Source organism: Frondihabitans sucicola (assembly GCF_030296615.1).
Classification (GTDB): Bacteria; Actinomycetota; Actinomycetes; order Actinomycetales; family Microbacteriaceae; genus Frondihabitans; species Frondihabitans sucicola.
The window spans coordinates 195,796-218,216 of sequence record NZ_AP027732.1 but is presented as its reverse complement, the minus strand read 5'-3'; the positions used below and the strand labels follow the sequence as shown (position 1 = coordinate 218,216).

The 22,421-nt window shown below is 63.1% G+C and carries 19 protein-coding genes, 1 tRNA gene and 1 pseudogene; 18 read left to right on the top strand and 3 right to left on the bottom strand.

Annotated features, from left to right (window positions below):
* The first annotated feature begins 15 nt into the window (after positions 1 to 15).
* Positions 16 to 732, top strand: coding sequence for an LCP family protein (locus QUE79_RS01135; RefSeq protein WP_286345047.1), 717 nt, complete (start codon positions 16 to 18; stop codon positions 730 to 732).
* A gap of 457 nt (positions 733 to 1,189) precedes the next feature.
* A tRNA-Ser gene (locus QUE79_RS01130) sits at positions 1,190 to 1,279 on the top strand.
* Between the two features lie 602 nt (positions 1,280 to 1,881).
* Here QUE79_RS01130 and QUE79_RS01125 read toward each other — a convergent pair.
* Positions 1,882 to 2,649, bottom strand: coding sequence for an AraC family transcriptional regulator (locus tag QUE79_RS01125; RefSeq protein WP_286345046.1), 768 nt, complete (start codon positions 2,647 to 2,649; stop codon positions 1,882 to 1,884).
* 180 nt (positions 2,650 to 2,829) lie between these two features.
* On the opposite strand from QUE79_RS01125, the gene QUE79_RS01120 reads away from it, so the two are divergent.
* The 16 genes and pseudogenes from QUE79_RS01120 to QUE79_RS01045 all read left to right on the top strand — a co-directional run bounded on the left by QUE79_RS01120 (position 2,830) and on the right by QUE79_RS01045 (position 20,281).
* Positions 2,830 to 3,759: a sugar phosphate isomerase/epimerase family protein gene (locus QUE79_RS01120; protein ID WP_286345045.1), complete on the top strand. Its 930-nt coding sequence runs from the start codon at positions 2,830 to 2,832 to the stop codon at positions 3,757 to 3,759.
* Positions 3,756 to 4,799, top strand: coding sequence for a zinc-dependent alcohol dehydrogenase (locus QUE79_RS01115; RefSeq protein ID WP_286345044.1), 1,044 nt, complete (start codon positions 3,756 to 3,758; stop codon positions 4,797 to 4,799). Before QUE79_RS01120 ends, QUE79_RS01115 begins: the two co-directional genes overlap by 4 nt.
* Complete coding sequence (locus QUE79_RS01110; protein ID WP_286345043.1) at positions 4,796 to 5,500, top strand: ThuA domain-containing protein; 705 nt, start codon at positions 4,796 to 4,798, stop codon at positions 5,498 to 5,500. Before QUE79_RS01115 ends, QUE79_RS01110 begins: the two co-directional genes overlap by 4 nt.
* Positions 5,501 to 5,549: 49 nt before the next feature.
* Positions 5,550 to 6,926 carry an ABC transporter substrate-binding protein gene (locus tag QUE79_RS01105; protein WP_286345042.1) on the top strand — a complete coding sequence of 459 codons (1,377 nt, stop codon included), beginning with the start codon at positions 5,550 to 5,552 and terminating at the stop codon, positions 6,924 to 6,926.
* Positions 6,927 to 6,986: 60 nt separating this feature from the next.
* Positions 6,987 to 7,577 (top strand): carbohydrate ABC transporter permease, encoded by a 591-nt coding sequence (locus QUE79_RS01100; RefSeq protein WP_286345041.1) that lies wholly within the window; start codon positions 6,987 to 6,989, stop codon positions 7,575 to 7,577.
* Positions 7,577 to 7,936, top strand: a complete 360-nt coding sequence (locus QUE79_RS01095; protein ID WP_286345040.1) for a carbohydrate ABC transporter permease — start codon at positions 7,577 to 7,579, stop codon at positions 7,934 to 7,936. Before QUE79_RS01100 ends, QUE79_RS01095 begins: the two co-directional genes overlap by 1 nt.
* A gap of 132 nt (positions 7,937 to 8,068) precedes the next feature.
* Positions 8,069 to 8,662: pseudogene (locus QUE79_RS25020) on the top strand (carbohydrate ABC transporter permease); the annotation flags it as partial.
* 136 nt (positions 8,663 to 8,798) lie between these two features.
* Complete coding sequence (locus tag QUE79_RS01085) at positions 8,799 to 9,581, top strand: alpha/beta fold hydrolase (protein ID WP_286345038.1); 783 nt, start codon at positions 8,799 to 8,801, stop codon at positions 9,579 to 9,581.
* On the top strand, positions 9,578 to 10,432 hold the full coding sequence (locus tag QUE79_RS01080) for a sugar phosphate isomerase/epimerase family protein (protein WP_286345037.1): 855 nt from the start codon (positions 9,578 to 9,580) through the stop codon (positions 10,430 to 10,432). Before QUE79_RS01085 ends, QUE79_RS01080 begins: the two co-directional genes overlap by 4 nt.
* Positions 10,429 to 11,334, top strand: a complete 906-nt coding sequence (locus QUE79_RS01075; RefSeq protein ID WP_286345036.1) for a sugar phosphate isomerase/epimerase family protein — start codon at positions 10,429 to 10,431, stop codon at positions 11,332 to 11,334. The genes QUE79_RS01080 and QUE79_RS01075 overlap by 4 nt, the downstream gene beginning before the upstream one ends.
* Positions 11,335 to 11,384: 50 nt before the next feature.
* Positions 11,385 to 12,254, top strand: coding sequence for a sugar phosphate isomerase/epimerase family protein (locus QUE79_RS01070; RefSeq protein ID WP_286345035.1), 870 nt, complete (start codon positions 11,385 to 11,387; stop codon positions 12,252 to 12,254).
* 37 nt (positions 12,255 to 12,291) lie between these two features.
* Complete coding sequence (locus tag QUE79_RS01065; RefSeq protein WP_286345034.1) at positions 12,292 to 13,338, top strand: Gfo/Idh/MocA family oxidoreductase; 1,047 nt, start codon at positions 12,292 to 12,294, stop codon at positions 13,336 to 13,338.
* 32 nt (positions 13,339 to 13,370) lie between these two features.
* The gene (locus QUE79_RS01060) at positions 13,371 to 14,531 is read left to right on the top strand and encodes a cellulase-like family protein (RefSeq protein ID WP_286345033.1); all 1,161 of its coding nucleotides are present in this window, start codon (positions 13,371 to 13,373) and stop codon (positions 14,529 to 14,531) included.
* 194 nt (positions 14,532 to 14,725) lie between these two features.
* On the top strand, positions 14,726 to 17,059 hold the full coding sequence (locus QUE79_RS01055; protein ID WP_286345032.1) for a glycoside hydrolase family 3 N-terminal domain-containing protein: 2,334 nt from the start codon (positions 14,726 to 14,728) through the stop codon (positions 17,057 to 17,059).
* Positions 16,995 to 19,106, top strand: coding sequence for a beta-galactosidase (locus QUE79_RS01050; RefSeq protein ID WP_286345031.1), 2,112 nt, complete (start codon positions 16,995 to 16,997; stop codon positions 19,104 to 19,106). The genes QUE79_RS01055 and QUE79_RS01050 overlap by 65 nt, the downstream gene beginning before the upstream one ends.
* Positions 19,107 to 19,288: 182 nt before the next feature.
* Positions 19,289 to 20,281, top strand: a complete 993-nt coding sequence (locus QUE79_RS01045) for a LacI family DNA-binding transcriptional regulator (protein WP_286345030.1) — start codon at positions 19,289 to 19,291, stop codon at positions 20,279 to 20,281.
* Here QUE79_RS01045 and QUE79_RS01040 read toward each other — a convergent pair.
* Both QUE79_RS01040 and QUE79_RS01035 read right to left on the bottom strand, forming a co-directional pair.
* Complete coding sequence (locus tag QUE79_RS01040; RefSeq protein WP_286345029.1) at positions 20,278 to 21,045, bottom strand: sugar phosphate isomerase/epimerase family protein; 768 nt, start codon at positions 21,043 to 21,045, stop codon at positions 20,278 to 20,280. The two genes, QUE79_RS01045 and QUE79_RS01040, sit on opposite strands and share 4 nt — an antisense overlap.
* A gap of 73 nt (positions 21,046 to 21,118) precedes the next feature.
* On the bottom strand, positions 21,119 to 22,273 hold the full coding sequence (locus QUE79_RS01035; protein WP_286345028.1) for a Gfo/Idh/MocA family protein: 1,155 nt from the start codon (positions 22,271 to 22,273) through the stop codon (positions 21,119 to 21,121).
* Positions 22,274 to 22,421 lie beyond the last annotated feature (148 nt).

Below are 22,421 nucleotides of genomic sequence, written 5' to 3'. Positions count from 1 at the left end.
AACGGCGTCATCGAGATGACCAACGCCATCGGCGGGGTGCCGGTCTGCGTCAACAAGCCGATCCACGACTCCTTCACGAACCTCGACCTGCCAGCCGGATCGTCGACGCTGCAGGGCGCGGAGGCCCTCGCTTTCCTGCGGACGCGTCACGGGGTCGGCGACGGCTCCGACCTCGGTCGCATCTCGTCGCAGCAGGTGTACCTGTCGTCCATGCTGCGCACCATCAAGTCGGGCGGCGTGCTGAAGAGTCCGGCCAAGCTCTACAAGCTTGCGCGGGCGGCGGCCAGCAACATGACGCTCTCGAACAGCCTCAACAACACCAGCACGATGATCGAGATCGGCTCGGCGCTGAAAGACCTTCCGCTGCAGAACGTCAACTTCGTCCAGTACCCCGGCTCGACCGGTGGCACGGGCGTGTACTCGGGCAAGGTCCAGCCCGACGTCACCACCGCGGGGCTCCTGTTCGACGCGATCAAGGCGGACAAGCCGTTCACGATCCCGTCCGGGAGCACGGGCGTCGGGTCGGAGAGTACTGGTGCTGGTGCTGGTGCCTCGGGCGGTGGGGCGTCCGCGCCGCCGTCGGGTGGTGCGACGACTCCTGCGTCGGGTGGTGCGACGACTCCTGCGTCGGGTGGCTCGACGCCGACGGCCACGGCACCGACCTCGACGATCAGCGGGCTCACCGGCCAGACCGCCGCCGACAAGACCTGCTCGGTGGCCTACAAGTTCTAGGTGAGCGCGGTCGCACGACCCGCGAAGAAAGGCCGCCCCGGGAGTAACCATCTCCCGGGGCGGCCTCGGTATCACTCGACCGCCCAGGGGAGAACGGGAGTGAGACCCTGCGAGGCCGGGATCAGGGGTGTTCGGCCTCGCAGGGCGCTGTGTGTCGGCATCGATGCGCGACGGAATGGCTCGTTCGGCGGTGGCTCCTGGAAGATTCGGGCCCTCCAGCAGCTTCGGGTTTCACCGGGGTGGAACGGGCTGTTGGTATGACCCTACGGGTCCACATAAATGAGGACAAGGGGACAGAAGCACCCAGATCGGGGGGCATTTTGTGGGTCTTAAGGAGGACATGATGGGGGACCGATGCCCACCCGGCCTCCGGCGACGATCGCAGGACTCTCCCGAATGGGCTCCCGGCTCCGCAGCCGCTATAGTGGAGGCCGTGTGCTCGCCAGCCGGGCACTCAGGAGCTGTCGCATAGTTCGGCCTAGTGCACCACCCTGCTAAGGTGGAGTGCCCTTTTTGGGCACCGTGGGTTCAAATCCCACCGGCTCCGCTCGAGGGTCGATGACGAATCTCATCTCATTTGATGACGTATATCGACCCAAGCAAAAAGTCTTCGGTTCGCATCGGGGGCTTTCGCTTGTTTTCCGGCCGATTTCGCCCGATGGCGCTGGCGTACAGGGAGCGCTCTCGTATCGAAACGACAAAGGCCCCGCATGCCCTGTTTTTGGGCGCGAGGCCTTTCGGGGGTCGGATGGTTTTGGAAGTGTTGGGCGGAGCCAGTTTCTGGTACGCCAATCCGCCCCTAGACGGTACCGGGGACTGCGAAGTCGGGCCGTTGGCGGCTAGGACTCGATGACGGCGACCGCTTCTGGTCGCTTGTAGCCGCGCCTGTAATTTCGCCACTCCATCCGAGAACGCCGACCCGATGCTGAGGCCGTGACCGATCGGCTCTTCGCCGCCTGCCGCCGCCATGTTGGCAAACCTTTTGTCGATTTCGATTTCGATATTGACCAGTCTTGGGAGACTAGCCGCCCTGCCGCTGTGGCATGGGTGACGTAAGGGTCGTTGCCGTTGATGCCGTTTCTTGTTCTTGCGGGGCTCAACTTGTCCGGGACAGGAAAGCGGGCGGGTCAGCCGCCTTCCGCGAACCTTTCATCCCAGGGGAATGCGTGTGGCGTATTGCGATCGCACGCCACTGAATTGCTGGCGGTAGGCAGACGGAGTCTGCCCGCGGTCGGCTCGGAATTCTCGCGAAAAGTGGCTTTGGTCGTAGAAACCCGATCGTGAGGAGATTTCCGACAGGGAAAGGTCTGTCGTGGATAGGAGGTCACAGGCGGCCATTATTCTCGTGCGGCGCAGGTACTGATACGGCGTACATCCGAACCGATCCTTGAACGTTCGGGAGAACGCACCACTGGATAAATTCATCGTGGCCGCCATCTCCGCCACCGTTATTGATCGGTCATAGTGGGCGGAGATGAGCTCGACCGCTGGGGCGAAGGTGAGCAGTTTTTCTGTGGACGGATCCCGGGATGTCAACGCTCGCGTGTGTCCCACGAGTCCGACCGGTCGACCGTCACTGCCGAGAACAGGCACTTTCGTCGTCACGAACCAGTCGTAACCGCCTTCCACATTCCGGACGAGTTCGACCAGGTCCATGAGACTTTCACCGGTCTCCAGAATTTTCGTGTCATGTCGTCGGTAGTGGTCAGCGAAGTATTCGGGAGACACTTCCTCGTCTCGCATCCCGATGATCTGCTGGGCGTCTCGATACCCCAGCAGTCGTGCCAGCGGCGACGAACAGGCCACGAAGCGGCGCTGGTCATCCTTGACGAAAACGAAGACATCATCGACGTCGTCGAAGGCGCGCACCATCGTTGCCCCGAAATCCAAGACGGAACCCGTCAGTGGCAATGTCATGTCCGCACCCATCCTGTCCCTATTGTGTCCGCTCATTCTCACGCTGGAACAAGCATCCAGGCCATCGCAAAGAGCGGCGCTGTTAGGAATTTACAAATACGGGGCTGGAATCTGCAATCCGCCGAGTCGGACGGGCTTTTAGCATCGTGACTCAGCAACGACGCTGAGGAGCAGACATTGATGGACAAACACCCCGCCACTTCGACGGCGCCCCGTGTCGCGTTTGGGAGCTGGGCGTTCTCCTTCGGGCCGTATGCCTCCGACCCTTGGAGCTTCGACCGGGTGTGCCGCTACGTTGCCGACGCCGGTTACGACGGGATCGACATCAATGGATTTCGCCCTCACCCCCACGACGAGGACTACGCCACCGTGTCAGCGACCTCCGTGCTCAAAGCCGCCATTCAAAATCATGGGCTGTCGATTTCCGCCTTCGCTCCCGACTTCACGACGGCCCCACCGGCCGATGCGCCCCTGGAGGATTACCTCGCTCGGGTGGATAGTGCCCTCCGGTTCTGTCAGCGAATGGACATCAGCATCCTCCGTACCGACACCATTGCGGCACCCGGGCCTTTCGATCCGGCTCGATTCCACCGCCTCACGACCGCCTGGACCCGTGCCGCGGAACGATGCGCCGATGCCGGAGTCGATCTCGTGTGGGAGTTCGAGCCCGGATTCTGGCTCAGCAGACCTTCCGAGGTCTTCCGAGTCCTCGACGCCGTCACCAATCCTGCTTTCGGAATTCTCTTCGACACCTCCCACGCCTACATGACCGCAGTCATGAGCGCTCGACAGTTTGGGGAGCCCGAACATATCGACGGCGGCGTCGCCCGTTACGCCACCCTCCTAGCCGACCGCATCAAGCATTTCCACATCATCGACAGTGACGGCACCCTGCACGATGAAGACACCAGCGAACATGTCCCGTTCGGGCGAGGGTTGATTGATTTTGACGACCTCGTGCAAGCGGTCGCCCCCGTTCTCGGCCGGCTGCCGTGGTGGACCGTCGACTTCTGCTTCTGGCCCGACACGGAACGAGACGCCGCCTCGGCCGTGCCCTTTGTCCACGAGCTCATAAACACCACCCAGAACATCCTGGAGCGCACCGCATGAAAGCTGCCACCATCACCGCCCCCGGTGTCGTTGACATCGTCGAGCAATCTGACCCTCACTCTGGCGGCGACGTCGTCGTCGTCCAGATCCTCGTCGCACCCCTTTGCACCGAGTACCGGGACCGAGCGTCGGGAAACCTCACTGACCATGTCGGTCATGAAGCGGCCGGGATCGTCATCGACGCTGGGACGTCCACCCGAGTGACGACGGGACAACGCGTCGTCGTCATGCCGCAATTCGGTTGCGGGCGATGCCGCTATTGCCTCAGCGGCGAACACATCTACTGCCCCTTCCAGCGAGACGTCCTCACCGAGACCGGTTCCGCATTCGGAACCGGAACCGTTGCCCAATACGTCCTCAAACCGGACTGGCTCCTCGTGCCCGTCCCCGACGACATCAGCCTCGAGCATGCCGCGATGGCATGCTGCGGATTTGGCCCCACCTTTCAAGCGCATCAGCGGCTATCCACCAACGCCCTCGACACCGTCGTCATCTCCGGCTGCGGCCCCGTCGGCCTCGGCGGCATCGCCCAAGCCGTCACCCGCGGCGCCCGCGTCTATGCCCTGGAAACGCAGGAGTACCGGGCTGATCTCGCCGGACGCATGGGCGCCGCCGTCCTCGACCCGCGAGACCCCGACACCGCCAAGACGATCAAGGAAGCGACCGGCGGGTGGGGTGCCGACAAAGGCATCGAAACCAGCGGTGCACGGTCGGCCGGCGCAGGCCTCATGACCCTGCTGCGGCCTCGCGCCGACCTGGGCGTCGTCGCGTGGACCAATGAACTGACCCTCGGCCCCGTCATCCCGTCGGGCATGACCCTGCACGCCTGCTGGCACTGGAACCACCTCACCAGCAGCGACGCCATGTGGACGTCGATCCGACGCTCCCGAACGCTGATCGACACCCAAATCACGCACCGCATGCCCCTGGAAGAAGTCAGCGCGGCCATGGATCTTCAAGACGCCGGAGCTTGCGGAAAGATCATCCTCTACCCGTTCGGCGCCACTGCTGACGCTCTTGCAGCCCGGACCGCATCATGACCCTGCGCATTGTCATCCTCGCCGGGGAACCGGAATACGACTCTCACCAGACTCTCGCCCCCATCGCCACGCTTCTCTCCGAGAAGCTCGACGCCCACGTCGACCTCCTCATCCCCGACATCATTGACGACGAGCCAGATTTTCCCGAGTCGAGCTTCGACAACATCGACGCCATCGACAACGCCGACCTCCTTATCGTCTACACACGCTTCCGCGTTCTCCCCGACGATCAGATGAGGAGCATCCAGAAGTACCTGGACAGCAAACGACCCGTCATCGGCCTGCGAACTTCGACCCACGCCTTCCACTTCCCAGACTCATCCGCTTGGGCATCGTGGAACGCCGGCTTCGGCCGCGACATTCTCGGCTCGCCTTGGATAAGCCACCACGGACACTCGTCGCGAACCCGCGTCACCGTGGACGACAGCGCCCCGAGCGAGCTCATCCACGGCCTCCCGGACGCCTTCACCGTGCGCTCGTGGCTCTACGTCACGGACCCGCAGCCATGGTGCCGCCCCATCCTCGAAGGCTCGCCAATCAACCCAGAGACCGACTCCCACCCTGGACTGGTCGCCTGGTACGGCAAACCTGATAACCGAAAAACGTTCTACACCAGCCTCGGTCACCCCGACGACCTGCTCGAGACGCCCGTGCAGACGCTGCTGCTGAACGCAGCATCCTGGGCGGTCAGCACCGCCTGACCACCATCCCCTCCACCCTGTCAATCCCTCTCAAAGAAGCGACGGAACAATGCCTGACAACTTTCTTTCCTTTCCGCAGACCTCGATCTCGCGCCGCAATCTTCTGCGCGGCGCGGGAGGCCTTGGACTCCTCGCCGCCACTGGCGGACTCCTGACCGCTTGCAGTCCCGGCGGCGCATCCGGCTCCGGAACGTTGACCTTCATGAACCGTTGGTCTGACCCCACTTCCAAAGCGAACGCGGTGGCACTCTTTGCTGCGTTCAAGAAATCGACCGGTGTGAGCGTCACCAATCAGGTGCAACCCTCCAGCGGATCCACCTATCAGCCGGCCGTTCGAAACGCGTTCTCTTCGAGCCGGCCGCCGAGCCTTGCCACTGACATCTCCGGGCCCGAGGTGTACAACCTCGCCAAAGCGGGACGGCTGATGGATTTGACGGACTTCTACAACAGCAAGATCAAGAAGGTCGCCTTCGCGGGGGCGACCGCAGGCGCGGAACTCGACGGAAAAATTTGGGGCCTGTCCGACGGTGCAACCGTGGGCAACACCGTTTGGTACAACCCGAAGGTCTTGTCGAAGTACAGCATCTCGCCCTCCGACATCACCGACACCGACAGCTGGATCGCGGCGATGAAAGAGATCAAGTCAGGTGGTGGAACGCCCATCATCATCGGCGCCAAAGACCAGTGGCCAGGCGGCCACTACCTCAACGACCTTGTGCAGCGCCGACTTGGATCGACGAAGGCGACGCAGCTGTACAACCGCACCACCGTCGCTGGCGTTCCCGACACCGTCAAGTGGACCGACGACCAAGTCGTGAAGGCGTTCGAGGACTACCTGAAATTCAAGCCCCTGTTCCCGAGCGGATTCCTCGGCGAAGCCCAGGCCACCACGGACACCCAGTTCCTCGGCGGCGGCGTCGGCTTCTACGAGATGGGCTCCTGGTTCCTGTCGACCATGCGCACCACGAAGCCGTCCTTTGATCCCGGCGTGATGCTGTTTCCGGCCGTCAACGGGGGAGAAGGTAAAGCGAACGAAGTCACTTTGTCCAACGACACGATCATCGCCTCCAAAAATGCTGACCGTGAAGCGGTCGAGAAGTTCTTCGAGTACTTCACCAAGCCCAGCGTCCTCGTCGACTGGGCCGGACGGCAGTTCACCACACCGCCGTATCAGTTCGACGCCGACAAGGTCAACGTCACCGACCCGCTGCTGAAAAAGCTGTTCTCGAAGGTCAATTCGTTCAGCGCAAATGCCGGACCGACGGGCGCCGCGTTGTTCAACGACCAGGCCATCGACACCAATATCTACACCCGTTACATCTGGCAAGGCAGCGTCGGCCTCATGAGCGGATCGGTCAGCCCGGACCAGCTCGCTCAGCAACTTGAGCAGGCCACCGTCGCCGCCCAAGCGAAGCTCAGCAAGTAAAACCCTGACACCACTCCGGGCGGCCGATTCCTGTCGGCCGCCCGGATAAGAAGGAGCCTCATGGCATCGACTGGGATTGTCGCCACCATCACCCCTCGAAAGTCCACCCGCGTCGCAGGTCGGGACCGCTACCAGTTGCGGGAAACACTTGCCGGCTACGGGCTCGTGCTCCCCGCCGGGGTCCTCTACGCCGCCTTTCAAATCTTCCCCATCCTGTTCGCGTTCGTCCTCAGCTTTTTCGACTGGGACGGGTTGAACCTCTCGCAGGCGCAGTTCATAGGAATCGGCAACTACACCGAACTTTTTACCGATCCGCTGTTTTGGAGTTCGGTGCTGCACAACCTCTTCGTCGCTCTCGGCGTCGTTGTCGTGCAGTGCTTCGGATCGTTCCTTCTCGCGGCGATCATCACGGCGGGTATCAAGGGCGGCCGGTTTTTCCAACTGGTGTTTTTCGCCCCGATGGTCATCTCGACCATAGCGGTTGGCATGCTGGCGATCTTCATCTTCAGCCCCTCGCAAGGACTGCTGAACGCTATCCTCCGCGCCGTCGGCCTTGGGGCTTGGGCGCAACCCTGGCTCGGGAGTGCGACCTGGGCGCTGCCAACCGTCATCGTCACCATGATGCTTCAGGGCTTTGGGCTTTCCTTTTGATGTTCATCAGCGGCCTCGGCCAGGTGAACACCGAAATGCTCGAAGCAGCCGAAATTGATGGGGCAAGCCAATCCGCGATCCTCTGGCGGATCGTGTTCCCGGTGATCCGACCGGTGGCGTCTGTCGTGTTCCTGCTCGGCATCGTGTCCGCATTCCGCCTCTTCGACCAGGTCTACGTCATGACATCCGGTGGGCCCTATCATGCGTCCGACACCATCGTCACCTACCTGTACAGCGTCGCTTTCAGCGGCAACCGGGTCGGCTACGGCAACGCCGTCGGCATGGTGCTGTTCCTGATTCTGCTGATCATCGCCGTCGTCCAACTGAAACTCACCCGCGGAGGCGCCGCAAATGACTGACCTGCCTGCACCTCAACCACCCTTGGAGGTGTCGTGAAATTCGCCCGCTACTCCCTCTTCGCCAAGTCCGTCTCATACGTGTGGCTGTGGGCACTCGCCCTCGTCATCCTCGCCCCGTTGGCGTGGTTGACGATGAGCGTCTTCAAAAAGTCCGACGCGATCGTCGCCAAACCGTTCCAGCTGCCGACGTCGTTCTCCTGGCAGAACGTCGTCGACGCATGGCAACAAGGCGATTTCGCCACCCTGTTCGGCAACAGCGTCCTCATTACCGTCATCTCCGTTTTCGGAATCCTGATCCTCGAGGGGCTGGCCGCATACGCCTTCGCCCGACTGCGATTCCCGGGACGGAACATCCTTTTCCTGATCTTCATCGCCGGGCAGTTCGTCCCGGCGCAAATCATCGCTTTGCCGTCCTTCCTGCAGATGAACGCGCTAAACCTCAGTGACACCAAACTGTCGCTGATTCTGCAGTACCTCAGTTGGGCGCCATTCGCCGTCCTGTTCCTCCGAGCCAGCATGATGGCCGTTCCTCGAGAACTCGAAGAAGCAGCGATGATCGACGGCGCCGGACGCATCCGTATCCTCTGGAGCGTCATTCTGCCGATGACCCGTTCCGCGTTCGCCACCATCGGAACCATCTACTCCCTGTGGATCTACAATGATTTCCTCTTCCCCCTGATCTACATCCGATCCTCACAAAACTTCACCGTCCCCCTGGGGTTGGCGGAATTCCAAGGACTGTTCACCACCTTCTGGGGCTACCTCATCGGCGCGATCTTCGTCGCGATCTGGCCACCCCTCATCGTCTACGGCCTGCTCAGTCGGCAAATCCAGTCGCGATTCGCCAGCGGGGACTCAAAGGATGACCGACACCGTCCCGCTCGAGCACATCGAACGCGGAGCCGGGAACCCTCTCGTGCTCATCATGGGTCTCGGCGCGGGTGCCGATGCGTGGGAGGCGCACATCCGCTCGTGGTCGAAACGCTTCCGATGCATCGCCGTCCACAACAGGGGCGTGTCACCGTCTCCGAACCCCGCGGGGCCGTACAGCACTGCCGTCATGGCCGACGACGTCGCGGACCTCATCGAACGGATGAAGCTTGGCCGTGTCACCGTTGTAGGCATCTCCATGGGAGGCGCCATCGCGCAGCACCTAGCCCTCCGGCACCCGAACCTCGTCAACGGTCTCGTCTTGACCGCCACCTGGGCCGAAACCGGCCCCTTCTCGAAAGCGATCTTCGACGCACTCGTCGACGCTCGCCAGCATTTGTCCGAGGCGGCATTCACGCGCCTTTTGCAAACAATCGTGTGGACGCCAGCCGGCTTCGAACGCCGACTGGACGAGCTCGAGGCGGCACGCACTGATCCGCCGTCCACCACAGCCGAGTCTTTCGCCTCGCAGGTCGCTGCCTGCATCAACCACAACACCATCGACCGACTTCCAGACGTCGCAGTCCCTGTGCTCGTCACCGCTGGCGGCCAAGACCGGTTTGTTCCCCTAGCCGAAAGTTTGCGCATCCAGCGAGACATCCCTGGCGCCGACCTCGACGTGTTCGCCGACAGTGGACACGTGCACCACTGGGAAGAACTCGACCGGTACAACACCCTCGTCGAGCGCTGGATCACCTCGAAAGTCACTGAATGAACCATCTCAACACTCTCCGCTATGCCTGCCAGACCTACAGCTGGCAAATGTCCGGCGACCGCTACCGAGGCGACATCGACCACATGACTCGCGTCGCCAAGGGGGCCGGGTTCACTGGCTTCGAGGCCGAGACGCTGATGCTCGGACCGAGCTGGACAGAATCGGGCCTTCATTCGAGCCTTGACGCCGCTGGATTGGATCTTGCGGCCATCGTCCTTGTCCACAGTTGGAGGAACGACACCGAGACTCCCGCGGAGAAGGTCGAGGCAGATCAAGTCATTCGCGCCGTCGCCGGATACCCTGACTCGAAAATCGTCCTCGTCAACACCCCTGGGCCGGACAGGGACGACCTGTTCCGCCGGCAAGACACCGCCGTGTCCTGCATGGCAGCCATCGCCGACCGCGCCGCCGACGTGGGCGTCACCTGTACCGTCCACCCGAACTCACCTGCCGGTTCCGTCTTTCGCACCGCCGACGACTACGACCGGCTCGGTCATCTCATGAGCCCGACAAAGCTACGATTCACCCCCGACATCGGCCACATCACCGTCGGCGGCATGGATCCTTCCCGCATCCTCGACACCTGGTGGGACCTGATCGACCATATCCACATCAAAGATGTCGCCGTAGACGGCAGCTGGGCTGCTACAGGAACCGGGACGGTCGACATCCCTGGCATTCTCAACACTCTTGCGGAACGCTCGTTCGCCGGCTGGGTCACCTTCGAAGACGAATCACCGGAAGCGGAATCGGATCCCGACCGAGCCGTCGAAGACGCTGGCGCCTACCTGGGCACCCTCACCCGGCAAGACTTCCCCGCTGACACTCACACGAGAAGGACGAGGCGATGACCGCCACCAACGACAACCTGCCCATCGCCGTCAATACGTTCGTGTGGTACTCGCCCCTCACCGATGCCGCACTCGACCGACTCATCCCGCGACTGCCCACCTGGGGCTATGACGCCGTCGAACTCGCCTACGAAAACGCGTCCGATTGGACCGCAGGGCACGCCCGCGACCTGCTCCAGACCTATGGCATCCGCTCCGTCGTCGGAGCCGTCTTCGGCGACGGACGCAACCTGACCTGCGCTCCCGACGCCGAGATCGAGACCACGAAGGCGTACGTCCGATCCGCCATTGACCTAGCCGTCGCCCAGGGCTCGGAACTCGTCATCGGCCCCATGTACACCGCGGTCGGTCGCGTCTGGAAACTCGCCGCGGACGAAAGAGTCGCTGCCTACGACACGCTCCGAACATCCTTAACCGAACTCGGCGACTACGCGGCAACTCGCGGCGTCGCTCTCGCCGTGGAGCCGCTGAACCGGTACGAAACCAGTCTCATCAACACGGTCGAGCAGCTGATGGAGGTCATTGACACTATTCCTGCCGCCGGTGTCGGAATCAACCTCGACAGCTACCACATGAACATCGAAGAAAAATCGATGAGCCAAGCGATCCTCGACGCCGGCCCGCGGCTGCTCCACATGCAAGTCTGCGGCAACGACCGCGGCGCACCAGGAGAGGACCACCTGGACTGGGAGCAGATTCGCCGAGACCTCGCCGCCGTCGACTACCAAGGCTTCCTGGGCTTTGAATCGTTCACGGCCGACAATGCCAGCATCGCCACCGCCGCTTCCATCTGGAGATCATTCGCTCCCACCCAGGACGACCTCGCTATCCGGGCCGCCGACTTCCTCACCACCTGGCGAAACGGTTGGCCTCCGCTCGCACCTCGAGAAGGAACGCCGTGATGATGCCCTTACAAAACGCCGCGAGAACAGCAACCACAACCAAGATCTCCATGAACGTCACCACGACGTTCCACGGCAATGTCGTGACCGACATCCAGTACGCGAAGGCCGCCGGTTTCGGTGGCATCGAGTTGCAGAGCCCCAAGCTCTACCGATACCTCGACGCCGGCTACGCGGTCGAGAGCCTGCCGCCGCTGCTCGAGGGTCTGGAGGTCACCGGTCTCGGCGCGATCCTGGATCTCGAACGCCAGGGCGCCGCCCGCGAGGGGTATCTCGCCGAGGTGCGCCGCATGTGCGAGATCGCCGTGGTGGTCGGGTCGCCGATCGTGCAGATGTGCACCGGCCCCGTCGACTGGGGGATCGTCAAAGACTTCAAGGCCGGGCCGTTGGCTGACGACGACACGCGGTACCGCGCCACCCTCGGGCTCGACGAGGCCGAGGCGATCCGCGTGACCGCCGCGAATGTGCGCGACGCGGCCGACATAGCCAGTGAGTTCGGCCTCTCGCTGTACCTCGAGCCGCTCGCCTGGGCCCGCCTCAACCGCTGCCGCCAGGCCCTCGCGATCATCGAGGAGGCCGGTCGAGACAACGTCGGCATCACCCTCGACACCTGGCACTTCTGGACGACAGGCGACACCCTCGACGAGGTGCGCGCCCTGCCCGTCGAGCTGATTAAGGCCGTGCACCTCTCGGACGGCTTCGACCTCGACCGCGAGAACGACACCCCTCAGCAGAACGTCCACCGCGACGTCGTCATCGGCGGTGGTGCGATCCCGCTGCAGCAGTGGGTCGACGCGATCAAGTCGACCGGCTACGACGGCTGGTGGTGCTCGGAGATGTTCTCGACGAGGGCCAACGAGCAGGACCCGCAGGCGGTCGCCTCCGCCATGTACACCCTGATGTCGACGCTGGTCGGCTGACCCCCTTCGCCCGAGCACCACCACAGAAAGCACCATCATGCAGCGATTCGCCCTGATCGGCGCCGGGTTCATCGGCACCGTCCACGCCGCCAACCTGGCCGCCGACCCCGACGTCGACTTCGCCGTCGTCTACGACATCGACACCGCCCGCGCGACGGCGCTCGCGTCGAAGTACGGCGCCCGTGCCGTGACCTCTCTGGGAGAGGTGTTCGATCCCGCCGCCATCGACGCGGTCTTCATCGGCTCGTCGACCGACACCCACGCCGAGCACCTCCGCGCCGCCGCCGACGCCGGCCTCGCCGTGATGGTCGAGAAGCCCATCGCGCCGAGCCTTGCGGAGGCCCACGAGGTGGTCGCGTACGTCGAGAAGAGTGGCGTACCTGCCAACCTCGACTTCAACCGCCGCTACGACCGCGACCACGCCGCTCTCCAGCGCGTCGTGGCATCCGGCGGCGTCGGCGACGTCGAACTCGTGCAGATGAGCTCGCGCGGGCCGTCTCTGCCGCCCGTCGAGTACCTAAAAGTCTCGGGCGGTCAGATGCGCGACCAGACCGTGCACTTCTTCGACCTGCTGCGCTGGATCACGGCGCAGGATCCCGTGTCGGTAGCGGTCACGGGGTCGGCTCTCGTCGACCCGTCGATCGCCTCGTTCGGCGATGTCGACACCTCGGTCGCGACACTGACCCTGCCCTCCGGCGCGCTCGTGCAGATCGACAGCGTCCGACGGACGGGATACGGCTACGACGAGCGCATCGAGGTGATGGGCTCGACGGGGCTCGTGGAGTCTCGCCGGCAGCGGAGCGGCAACGTCGCCGTGTACCAGGGCGACGGCATCCTGCTCGACCCCCTGCACGCCGGGTGGTTCGAGCGCGTACAGCCGACGTATGCGGCAGCCCTCCGAGCTTTCGTCGCCGCGCTCGAGGCGGACACTCCGGTGCCGGCGCCTCTGCGCGACGGCCTTGCGGCGCAGGCAATCGCCGAGGCCGCGACGCTCGCGCTCCAGAGCGGGCTGACCGAGACAATCCGCTATCGCAACCTGGATTGGCGCCCGCCGCGTCGACCACGTGAGCCTCATCGTCAGTGACCTCCGCAATTCTCCGAAACGGATGAAGAGTTATGCCAAAAGCCATCACTATGTGGGATTTTTCCTGGCTACTACGCCGCACCGGGCAGCAACGGGAATATGAGAACGTCGCCGGGATCCTGGACGAGCTCGTCGAACGGGGCTACGACTGCGTACGTATCGACGCGTTCCCGCACCTGATCGCCGCGGACATCAACGGCGACACGAGCGAGTCTTTTCTGGTGCATCCGCAACCAGATCACTTCATGTGGGGCCCCCACGGTGACAAGGTCCCCGTAACCGCGCCCGGTGACTCCCTGGCCCAGTTCTTGAACTTGTGCCGCGACAGGAACGTCACCGTGGCCCTTTCCAGCTGGTTCAACGACGATGACGAGCATCGGCGGCTCATGATCACCACCCCGAACGATCTCGGCCGCGTGTGGCGGGAGACCCTGCAATTCCTCGAGAACCGTGGTCTTCTCGACGTCATCGAATATGTCGACCTTTGCAACGAATTCCCCCTCGCCGATTGGCTTCCCGCAGCCTACGAGCACATTTTCGGTCAACCCGAAGAGGCTGCGGCAAATGTTCCAGGCCAGGCTGTCACGGGAGGATGGACGTGGGACGAAACGCAACGTAGGGCCATCTCCCAATACTTCCTGCCGGCTGGCGAGCTCAGAGCGCGATGGCCGCACCTGCGATTCACGGTCTCGCTCGCCCCCATCAGTGAATCCGTGCACGACCTCGACTTCACGTCCCTGGATCTCATCGAGACACACGTCTGGCTGTCCAGTAATGTGACGGATTTTGCCGCCCTGACGAACTTTGCGCTGGATGATTTCGGGTTTCCCGGCGCCTGGCAAAAACAAGTCGACAGCCTCGACGAGGTGTACTGGCCTGACCCAGATCGATGGCACCGCCTACTCGGGGCTGAAATGACCCGATGGGCGGAAACCGCCCGGAGGGCCGGACGCCCGCTCTGGACGACCGAAGGGTGGTCCCACATCCTCCTTGACGATTTCACGTCCCCCGAAGGACGATCCGCGTGGGATTACGTCAAGACGGTTGCGGAGTACGCCATTCCCAAAGCGCTCGCGCTCGGCTGGGAGGGCATCTGCACGTCGAACTTCTCCGAACCGCACTTCTCCAGGCTTTGGAACGACGTTGACTGGCACCGCCGGATGACAAGCGCCATCAAGGGGACCTCCACCTAGTTCCCGCCCTCGCGGACCGGCGTCATGCTGCGTCAGGCGCCCGGCGACATCCGGGCACCACTGTCGCAGCCATTTCACCGCGCCGCAGCGTGACTTCCCACCCTCTTTTTTGACCGTACCGATGAAACGAGACGACTTTGTCCTCACCCCGTGACCAGGAACCCGCTTTCGACATTGACGATGTCATCGCACGAATGACCCTCGAAGAAAAACTCGCCCAACTCGTCGGCCTCTGGCTGCAACTGGATGACAGCTCTCACGCCGGAGGAGACATCGCCCCCATGCAGCACGAAATGCTGTCGAACGTCCCCGACTTCGACACCTTCACCCGGCATGGCCTTGGCCAGCTGACTCGGCCCCTCGGCAGCCAACGCTCCACGCCGGAGCAGATGATGACTGCCGTCGACCGTGTGCAAGAATCCGTCACTGCCCACAGCCGTTTCGACATTCCTGCCTTGGTACACGAGGAAATCCTGACCGGCCTCCAGCTCTTCGGAGCAGCCACGTACCCAACACCCCTGGCGTGGGGATCGACCTGGGACACCGAATTGATAACGCGGATGGGAGAACAGATCGGCTCGTCCATGAAGGCAATGGGCATCCACCTTGGCCTGGCGCCTGTGCTCGACGTGGTCCGGGATCCACGATGGGGGCGGGTGGAAGAATGCATCGCCGAAGACCCCTACCTCGTCGGCGTGATCGGGTCGGCATACGTGGTGGGCGTGCAGTCGCAGGGCGTCGGGGCCACCTTGAAACATTTTCTCGGATACTCCAACTCGCAAGCCGGCCGAAACCTCGCCCCAGTCCATGCCGGTCCGCGGGAAATCCTCGAAGTATTCAGTGTGCCGTTCGAGATGGCGGTGAAACTTGCCCGACCTCACGCCGTAATGCACTCCTATGCAGAAATCGACGGTGTGCCCGTCGCAGCCGACAAGACCCTGCTCACCGGCCTTCTCCGAGACCGCTGGGGTTTTGACGGCACCGTCGTCGCCGACTACTTCGGCGTCGCCTTCTTGCATACCCTTCACGATGTCGCTTCCTCCATAGGAGACGCGGCAGCGCTGGCACTCATCGCCGGAGTCGACGTGGAACTCCCCACCGGGAATGCCTACCTTGAGCCCCTGGCCGACCAAGTTCGACAAGGTCTCGTCCCCATCGACGTGGTCGATACAGCTGTCCGCCGAGTGCTTCGCCAGAAACAAGATTTGAGTGTGCGACGCGTCGCCAGAGAATCGACCAAAACTGTCGATCTTGACCCGCCGTCGGCTCGAGCCGTGGCTCAACAAATTGCGGAAAAGTCCGTAGTTCTTTTGGCCAATTCCACCGGCTTGTTACCTTTGAATGACCTGCAACGTATAGCTCTCATCGGTCCGAACGCTGATTCGGCTGAAGCGCTGATGGGGAACTACTCGTTCACGAACCACGTGGAGGCCCCTCCCGGAGCTTCCCTGGGAATCGACGTCCCCACCATTTTCGAAGCGCTGGCTGCCGAGGTGGGGGATCACCACATCCGTTACGCCATCGGCTGCGAACTGGGGGAGCCGGTGGCCCCTGAAGCGGGCGACGACCCCCTGATCGCCGAAGCTGTCGACGTCGCTCGTGCGTCGGACGTCTGCGTCGTCGTCGTCGGAGACCGGGCCGGGCTCTTCGGGCGAGGAACGGTGGGCGAGGGCAGCGACGCGGAACTTCTCGAACTTCCCGGGCGGCAGCAAGAACTGGTTGACGCCTTGATTGCAACCGGCACCCCGGTCATCCTCGTTCTCGTGACCGGCCGACCCTACCCTGTCGGCCGGTGGGAGGAACAGGCCGCCGCCATCGTGCAGTCCTTCTTTCCGGGCGAGGAAGGCGGATCCGCGATCGCCGGAGTCATCAGCGGTCGAGTCAACCCCAGTGGGAGACTGCCCGTCAGCATCCCCAAGCGCCCGGGCGGCCAACCCTACAATTACCGTCACCCCCGACTCGGTGGGCCGACACCAATCTCGAACATCGACCCCTCGCCCGCTTTCGCCTTCGGTCATGGACTGACGTACACCACGTTCCACCACGCCAACCTCGAAGTCGCCGCTGACGGAAACTCCGACACGGCTTCGACGATCACCGTGACATGCTCCGTTTACAACAAAGGCGACCGACAGGGCAGCGACGTCGTCCAGCTCTACGTACACGATGTTGCAGCGAGCGTCACCCGCCCCCTACGTCAGCTGATCGGATGGGCGCGGGTCGACCTCCCAGCCGGCGCCTCGGCCGCCGTGCGTTTCACCGTCCACACCGACCGGTTGGGCTTGGTCAACCGCGACCTGAACTGGGTTGTCGAACCGGGCGAGTTCGAGTTCACTATCGCGTCTTCCGCCACCGCGGAAGGACTCAGCCGCCGGCTCACCCTCAGGGGAAGCCGCGCCTTCTCGGTGAGGACCGACACCTCACCACCACCGCCACCATCACCCCGGAAGATCGGTGACCCCCATGCTCTACGGCGCAAGCTACTATCACGAATATCAGCCGCAGGAACGGTTAGCGGTGGACCTTGACCTCATGGTGGAGGCGGGATTCAGCCTCATCCGCGTCGGGGAATCGACCTGGTCATCCTACGAGCCGGAAGATGGCAGCATCTCGTTTGCGGCGCTGCGAGCCGTCGTCGACGCGGCTGCTGATCGGGGCCTCAAAGTCATCGTGGGAACCCCCACGTACGCCGTCCCGCCGTGGTTGGCTCGCAGGCACCCTCAAGTCATGGCTCAAACCTCGGCCACGCACACGCTGCCCTACGGTGGGCGGCAGAATGTCAACTTCACCGATCCCACTTACCTGCGCTACGCCGAGCGCATTGTGCGCGCCATCGGAACCGAGTTCGGCAAACACCCGGCCGTCATCGGGTTTCAGGTCGACAACGAGATAGGCGTCTACCAACTCACCAACCCGAACGTCGTCGATCGCTTCCGCCACGACACGTCACGCCGCCTCGGTGGGGTGGACGGCATCAACGACAAGTGGGGCCTGACGTATTGGAGTCAGCGGCTGAGCAGTATCGAGGACCTTTGGGCGCCCGACGGCAACACGAACCCCGGATACGCCCTCGAATGGTGGCGATTCCAGTCAGCGCTCACGACGGGTTTCCTTTCCTGGCAGCGTGACCTTCTTCGCCAGGTCATCGACGAGGACAAGTTCGTCTTCCACGACTCGGTGGGCGGCGACAGCCAAGGAAACACAGCCCTGCGTCCCATTGCTGAAACCTTGGATCACACCGCCACCAACATCTACCTCCCTCTGCAAGCCGCCCTGCAGCTCCCACAGCTACCTGCCGACGACCTCGCCGGCCTCGCCCCCTGGTGGCTCGTCGACGCAGGACCCTCGATTCCGCAATGGAAGGCAGATCTCGCGTTCAGCCTCAAAGGATCCCGCGGTTCAGCGTTCGCCATCACGGAAGCGCAAGCCGGATCCATCGGTGACCAGGCCACCAATACTCCGCCATTCCCCGGCCAGTTGCGTCTCCTGACGCATCTTTACGCCTCACGCGGCGCGGACCTGCTGGCCTACTGGCACTGGCACACACTACATTACGGAAACGAAATGTTCTGGGAGGGGGTGCTGGGCCACAGCCTCGGACCGGGCCGGATATACGAAGAAGTTGCGCACATCGGCCACGAGCTGAAAGAACTCCAGTCTGCGTTAGCGGGATTCATCCCCGATTCGGACGTCACCATCTTGTACTCACGAGAAAGCCTGAAAGCGCTCGAGTTCATGCCGCCGTTGCTGCAACCCGGGACAGCTCACCCAGACGCGACGAGTTACCACCGCATCTTCATGCGGCTCTACTCGAGCGCCGTGGACACCGGCGCTCAAGTGCGTGTCGTTCACCCAGATTCCGACTGGACGGGCGAGGACGTGCTCCTGGTGCCTGCTTTATACATCGCCGACGATGACCTCCTCCAGCGCCTGACACGACACGCGGAAGCCGGAGCACACGTGGTCTTCACCTTCCGATCCGGCTACGCCGACGAGTGGGCCCGAGCACGATGGGAGAAAGCCCCGGGTGCACTCCGGCCGGGCGTCGGAGCCTCCTACGATGAATCCACCACCCTCGTGCACCCAGTTCGCCTCACGGCGACGACTTCCCCGGAGATATCATCGCTTGCGCTCGGGGACGATGCCGCGGCGACGTCTTGGGCAGACCTTCTGACACCCGAATCTGCCGAAACGCTGCTCGGTTATGACGATCCGTTCCTCGGCCGGTACGCGGCCGCCACCACACAGGCCGTTGGAAGCGGCAGAATCACGTGGCTTGGCACTCTGCCCGATCCAGAATCGACGTCCCGCATCCTTCGGTGGGCTCTGACAGAACGCGGTACTCAGCCGACGGCCGATGTGTGGACACATCGGGAAGAGACCGTCCGAGTCACAAGCGGTGTCAATGCGGAAGGGTCTCGCCTGTGGTTCCTCGCGAACCACAGTTGGACACCCACCAACATACAAACACCCGATGGCATGACCTTGGCGCATGCCCACGACGGCGTCATCTGCCCGGATGAATTCACGTTGGGTGCGTGGGATAGCGTCATCCTTCAAGAACGAGAACCGTGAACAGCCTCCGGTCAGCCCCGGAACGGCACAAGAGGTGCCGGCGGGGACTCCCGAGGCGGGCCGGGCGAGGCGACGCTGTTTCCAAGAGCCGGATCGCCACACCGATGACCACATCCGAGGAGGTACGACTTTCGCGAAAGTTGCTTGCAGGTATAGCCTGATCCCTGAAAGAAGGGGGACTGGTGAGCATTGCAGACCGCACCACGATCGCCGAGATCGCGAAACTCGCTGGCGTTTCCGTTCCCACGGTGTCGAAGGTCATCAACGGCAAGCCTGGCGTCTCCAACGCCAAACGGCTGACCATCACACAGCTTCTTCACGAGCATGAGTACGAGCCTCGCCGTTCAGCTCCCACGGGCGTCATCGCGGTGGTGTTCGGGGAGTTGTCCAGCCCGTGGTCTCTGGCACTTGTCAGCGCGCTTGAGCGAGTCGCTTTCGATAACGACATGGGAATGCTTCTCACCGTGATGCGGCCAGGCACCGGCGAGTGGGTTGACATGCTTGGAGGAAAGAATGTCGACGGTGTCATTTTTGCGGCCGTAGAGGTCGCACCGTCCGATCAAGAACGGTTCCGCCAACTCGAGTTGCCGACGGTCCTCGTAGATCCCCGCACACTCCCGGATAGCGGCACGGTCACTGTGGGTGTGACCCATTGGCGCGGCGCGCGGGCAGCGACTGATCACCTGGTCGATCTCGGGCATCAGCGCATAGCGATGATCAGCGGGCCCCGCCACCTGCTCTTCAGTCAGGCGCGAGTCGACGGGTACCGGGCCGCGCTTCGCTCGGCGGACATCGTGGTGCCGGAAGACTACATCGTCGCCACCGAGTACGGGTTTGCTGCAGGCCGTGAAGCTGCCCTCGATCTTCTGAAGCGCACACCGCGACCGACGGCGATCTTCGCAGCCAGCGACGAACAGGCCCTGGGCATCTACGAGGCCGCCCGCCTGTCGGGACTGCGAATACCTGCCGACGTGAGCGTCGTCGGCTTCAATGACGTGCCCATTGCGGAATGGGCGTCCCCGCCGCTAACCACCGTGCGGGAACCGATCTTCGACACGGCCCGCGAAGCGATTCGTCTTCTGCGAGTCGAAATGGCGGAGGCCGGAGAGGCAGTTGCGGTGGAACTCGTCACGGATCTGATCATACGTGAAAGCACCGCCGCGCCTACTCTTTAGATTCGGTCAGCGCGTAGCGATCCCCAGGTAGGTTGCCGGGCGAGCCGCTCCTCCATCTTGCGAATCGCATTCCGCGACTGTTCAAAGGAGGTGTACGGGTCGCCGCCGATGCCGTAGGACTGGACTCCTAACGGTCCCGAGTAATCGTTGTCACGAAGCACAGCCAGAAAGTGGAACGCATCGAACTCCCCTTGCCCCACGGGTTCGATAGTCGCGGGGAAATAGCTCCCCTGCTGGGGCCGGCTTCCGCTGATGTTGACCATGCCGAGATAGGGCGCCGCTCGCCTAACGGTTCCGCGGAGATCTGACCGGTCGGTGGCGTACCAGTGGAACACTGACAGGGACAACCCCAGTCGCGGATCGTCATACGCGGCGGCAAGGCGGACGGCGTCGTCCACATGCTCCATCCAGCCGAATGTGTGCGGATAGAGCAACAGGGTGACTCCGTTCGTTTCCGCGGCGGCGAGAGCTTGGTCAAGGAACGCTCGGGCGGCCGCGTCGCCTTTCATGTCTGACGGCGCAAAGGTGGTTCCGGCGATGAGAGCGATCTCCACGGTACGGGTCGCTTCGATGGTCCGGATCATGTCCAAGGCCCGCTGCGTTGCTTCGTCTGTTGGGGCTTTAGAGATGTCGATCGTCACATAGACCGTCGCGACGGACAGATCATTAGCCTCCGCGACCCTGGCCAGGCGGGGCAGATCCGCCCACGCGGGCTCACTCCAAAGGGTGAGGTTTGTGGCGGCGTACCCCAACTCCGCGAGCATCTCGCATCGGGCTTCTAGGGGTAGGCGCCGATGGTGTTGTAGAAGCCGACATCCATACCAACCAGAGGGGCCGTCATCGGGCGTCCGTCCGGAGAGGCGCGGGCGTGCCGACCGCTGGGAAGGCCGGCTCGTCCCTACCTGCGAGCGGCCTGCGTTTCACCGACCGTGGCATGCCGTCGTCGCAGACGGCGGACAGAGCCCGCAACCAGAGGAAGGTGTACTCCGTCCGGTTGGTGCGAGTGCTGGCCGAGCTGCCGCCTTGCAGGAAGTGAACCAGGTCCTTCAACGGCCTGGCATGGAATCCGTCATCGTCTACCGGAAAAGTCGACTGCCTCTCGTCCGGCAACCCCTCGACGTCTATAGCAAGGGTGACCCGGTCGCCGGTCCAGTCGAGCCAATCCCAGCGGACAGCCCCGCTGCTTCCTTCGATCTCCACCAGGTTCGTCTCCAGCCCGTGCGTACTTGCCGCCCGTTCGTAGCTGACATCGACGCGGTCACCGGCCATCGTCGTGAGGCGCATGGATGCTCCGACGTGGTACGAGGCGAGTGTCGAAGCCTCCTTGAATGGACCGCCGGTACGCGGACGACCCGCCCAAGCTGAGACGATCTCCACGCAGGATGGCGCGAAAACCTCGTCCAGGACCGCCAGGTCATACGGGCCCCAGTCCATCAGCACGCCGCCGCCGCTGCGGGCAGGATCGCGGAACCACGCCGTCTCCGGCTGAAAATCGATTCCGCTGCGGGAACGACGAGCCTTATTGCGGAACGTGACGTGATAGAGGTCACCGAGCTCCTGACGTTCCACGAGTTCGCGGGCACGCTGCGTCGCGGGAACGGCGCGGAATCGCGAGTCACAACTTTCTAGGACCAGCCCCATCTCGCGTGCCCGAGCGGCCAGCTGCTCGGCCTCACGGGTATTCATGACCAAAGGCTTTTCGCAGAGGACATGGAAGCCAGCGTCCAGGGCTCGCCATGCCAACGGGAAATGGGTGAATGGCGGCGTCGCAATGACGGCGATGTCGTCGAGGAACCGTGAAGTGGACATCATCTGCTCGACGGATTCATGAACGACCGATTCCGGAAACTCTCTCGCGAACACGGCCACGGCGTCTGCGTCAGGATCGGCCACATGCACCTGTATTTCGTGCCCGTCGCGAGTCAGGGTCGCGGCGGCCAGTGCGTGCTGGCGGGCGATGAACCCCGCTCCAACAATGAAAATCCTCTGCATGGAAAATATCCTTTCGCGAAAGTTGCGTCCACAGACTGTAAGCGTGACCAGCCTTGGCCCGCAAGCATCTTCTCTACGGAGCCGCCTCGCTGCGCCGCTTTGTGATGATCAGAGCAACTTTCGCGAAAATGTCCTTGACATTGCAGGC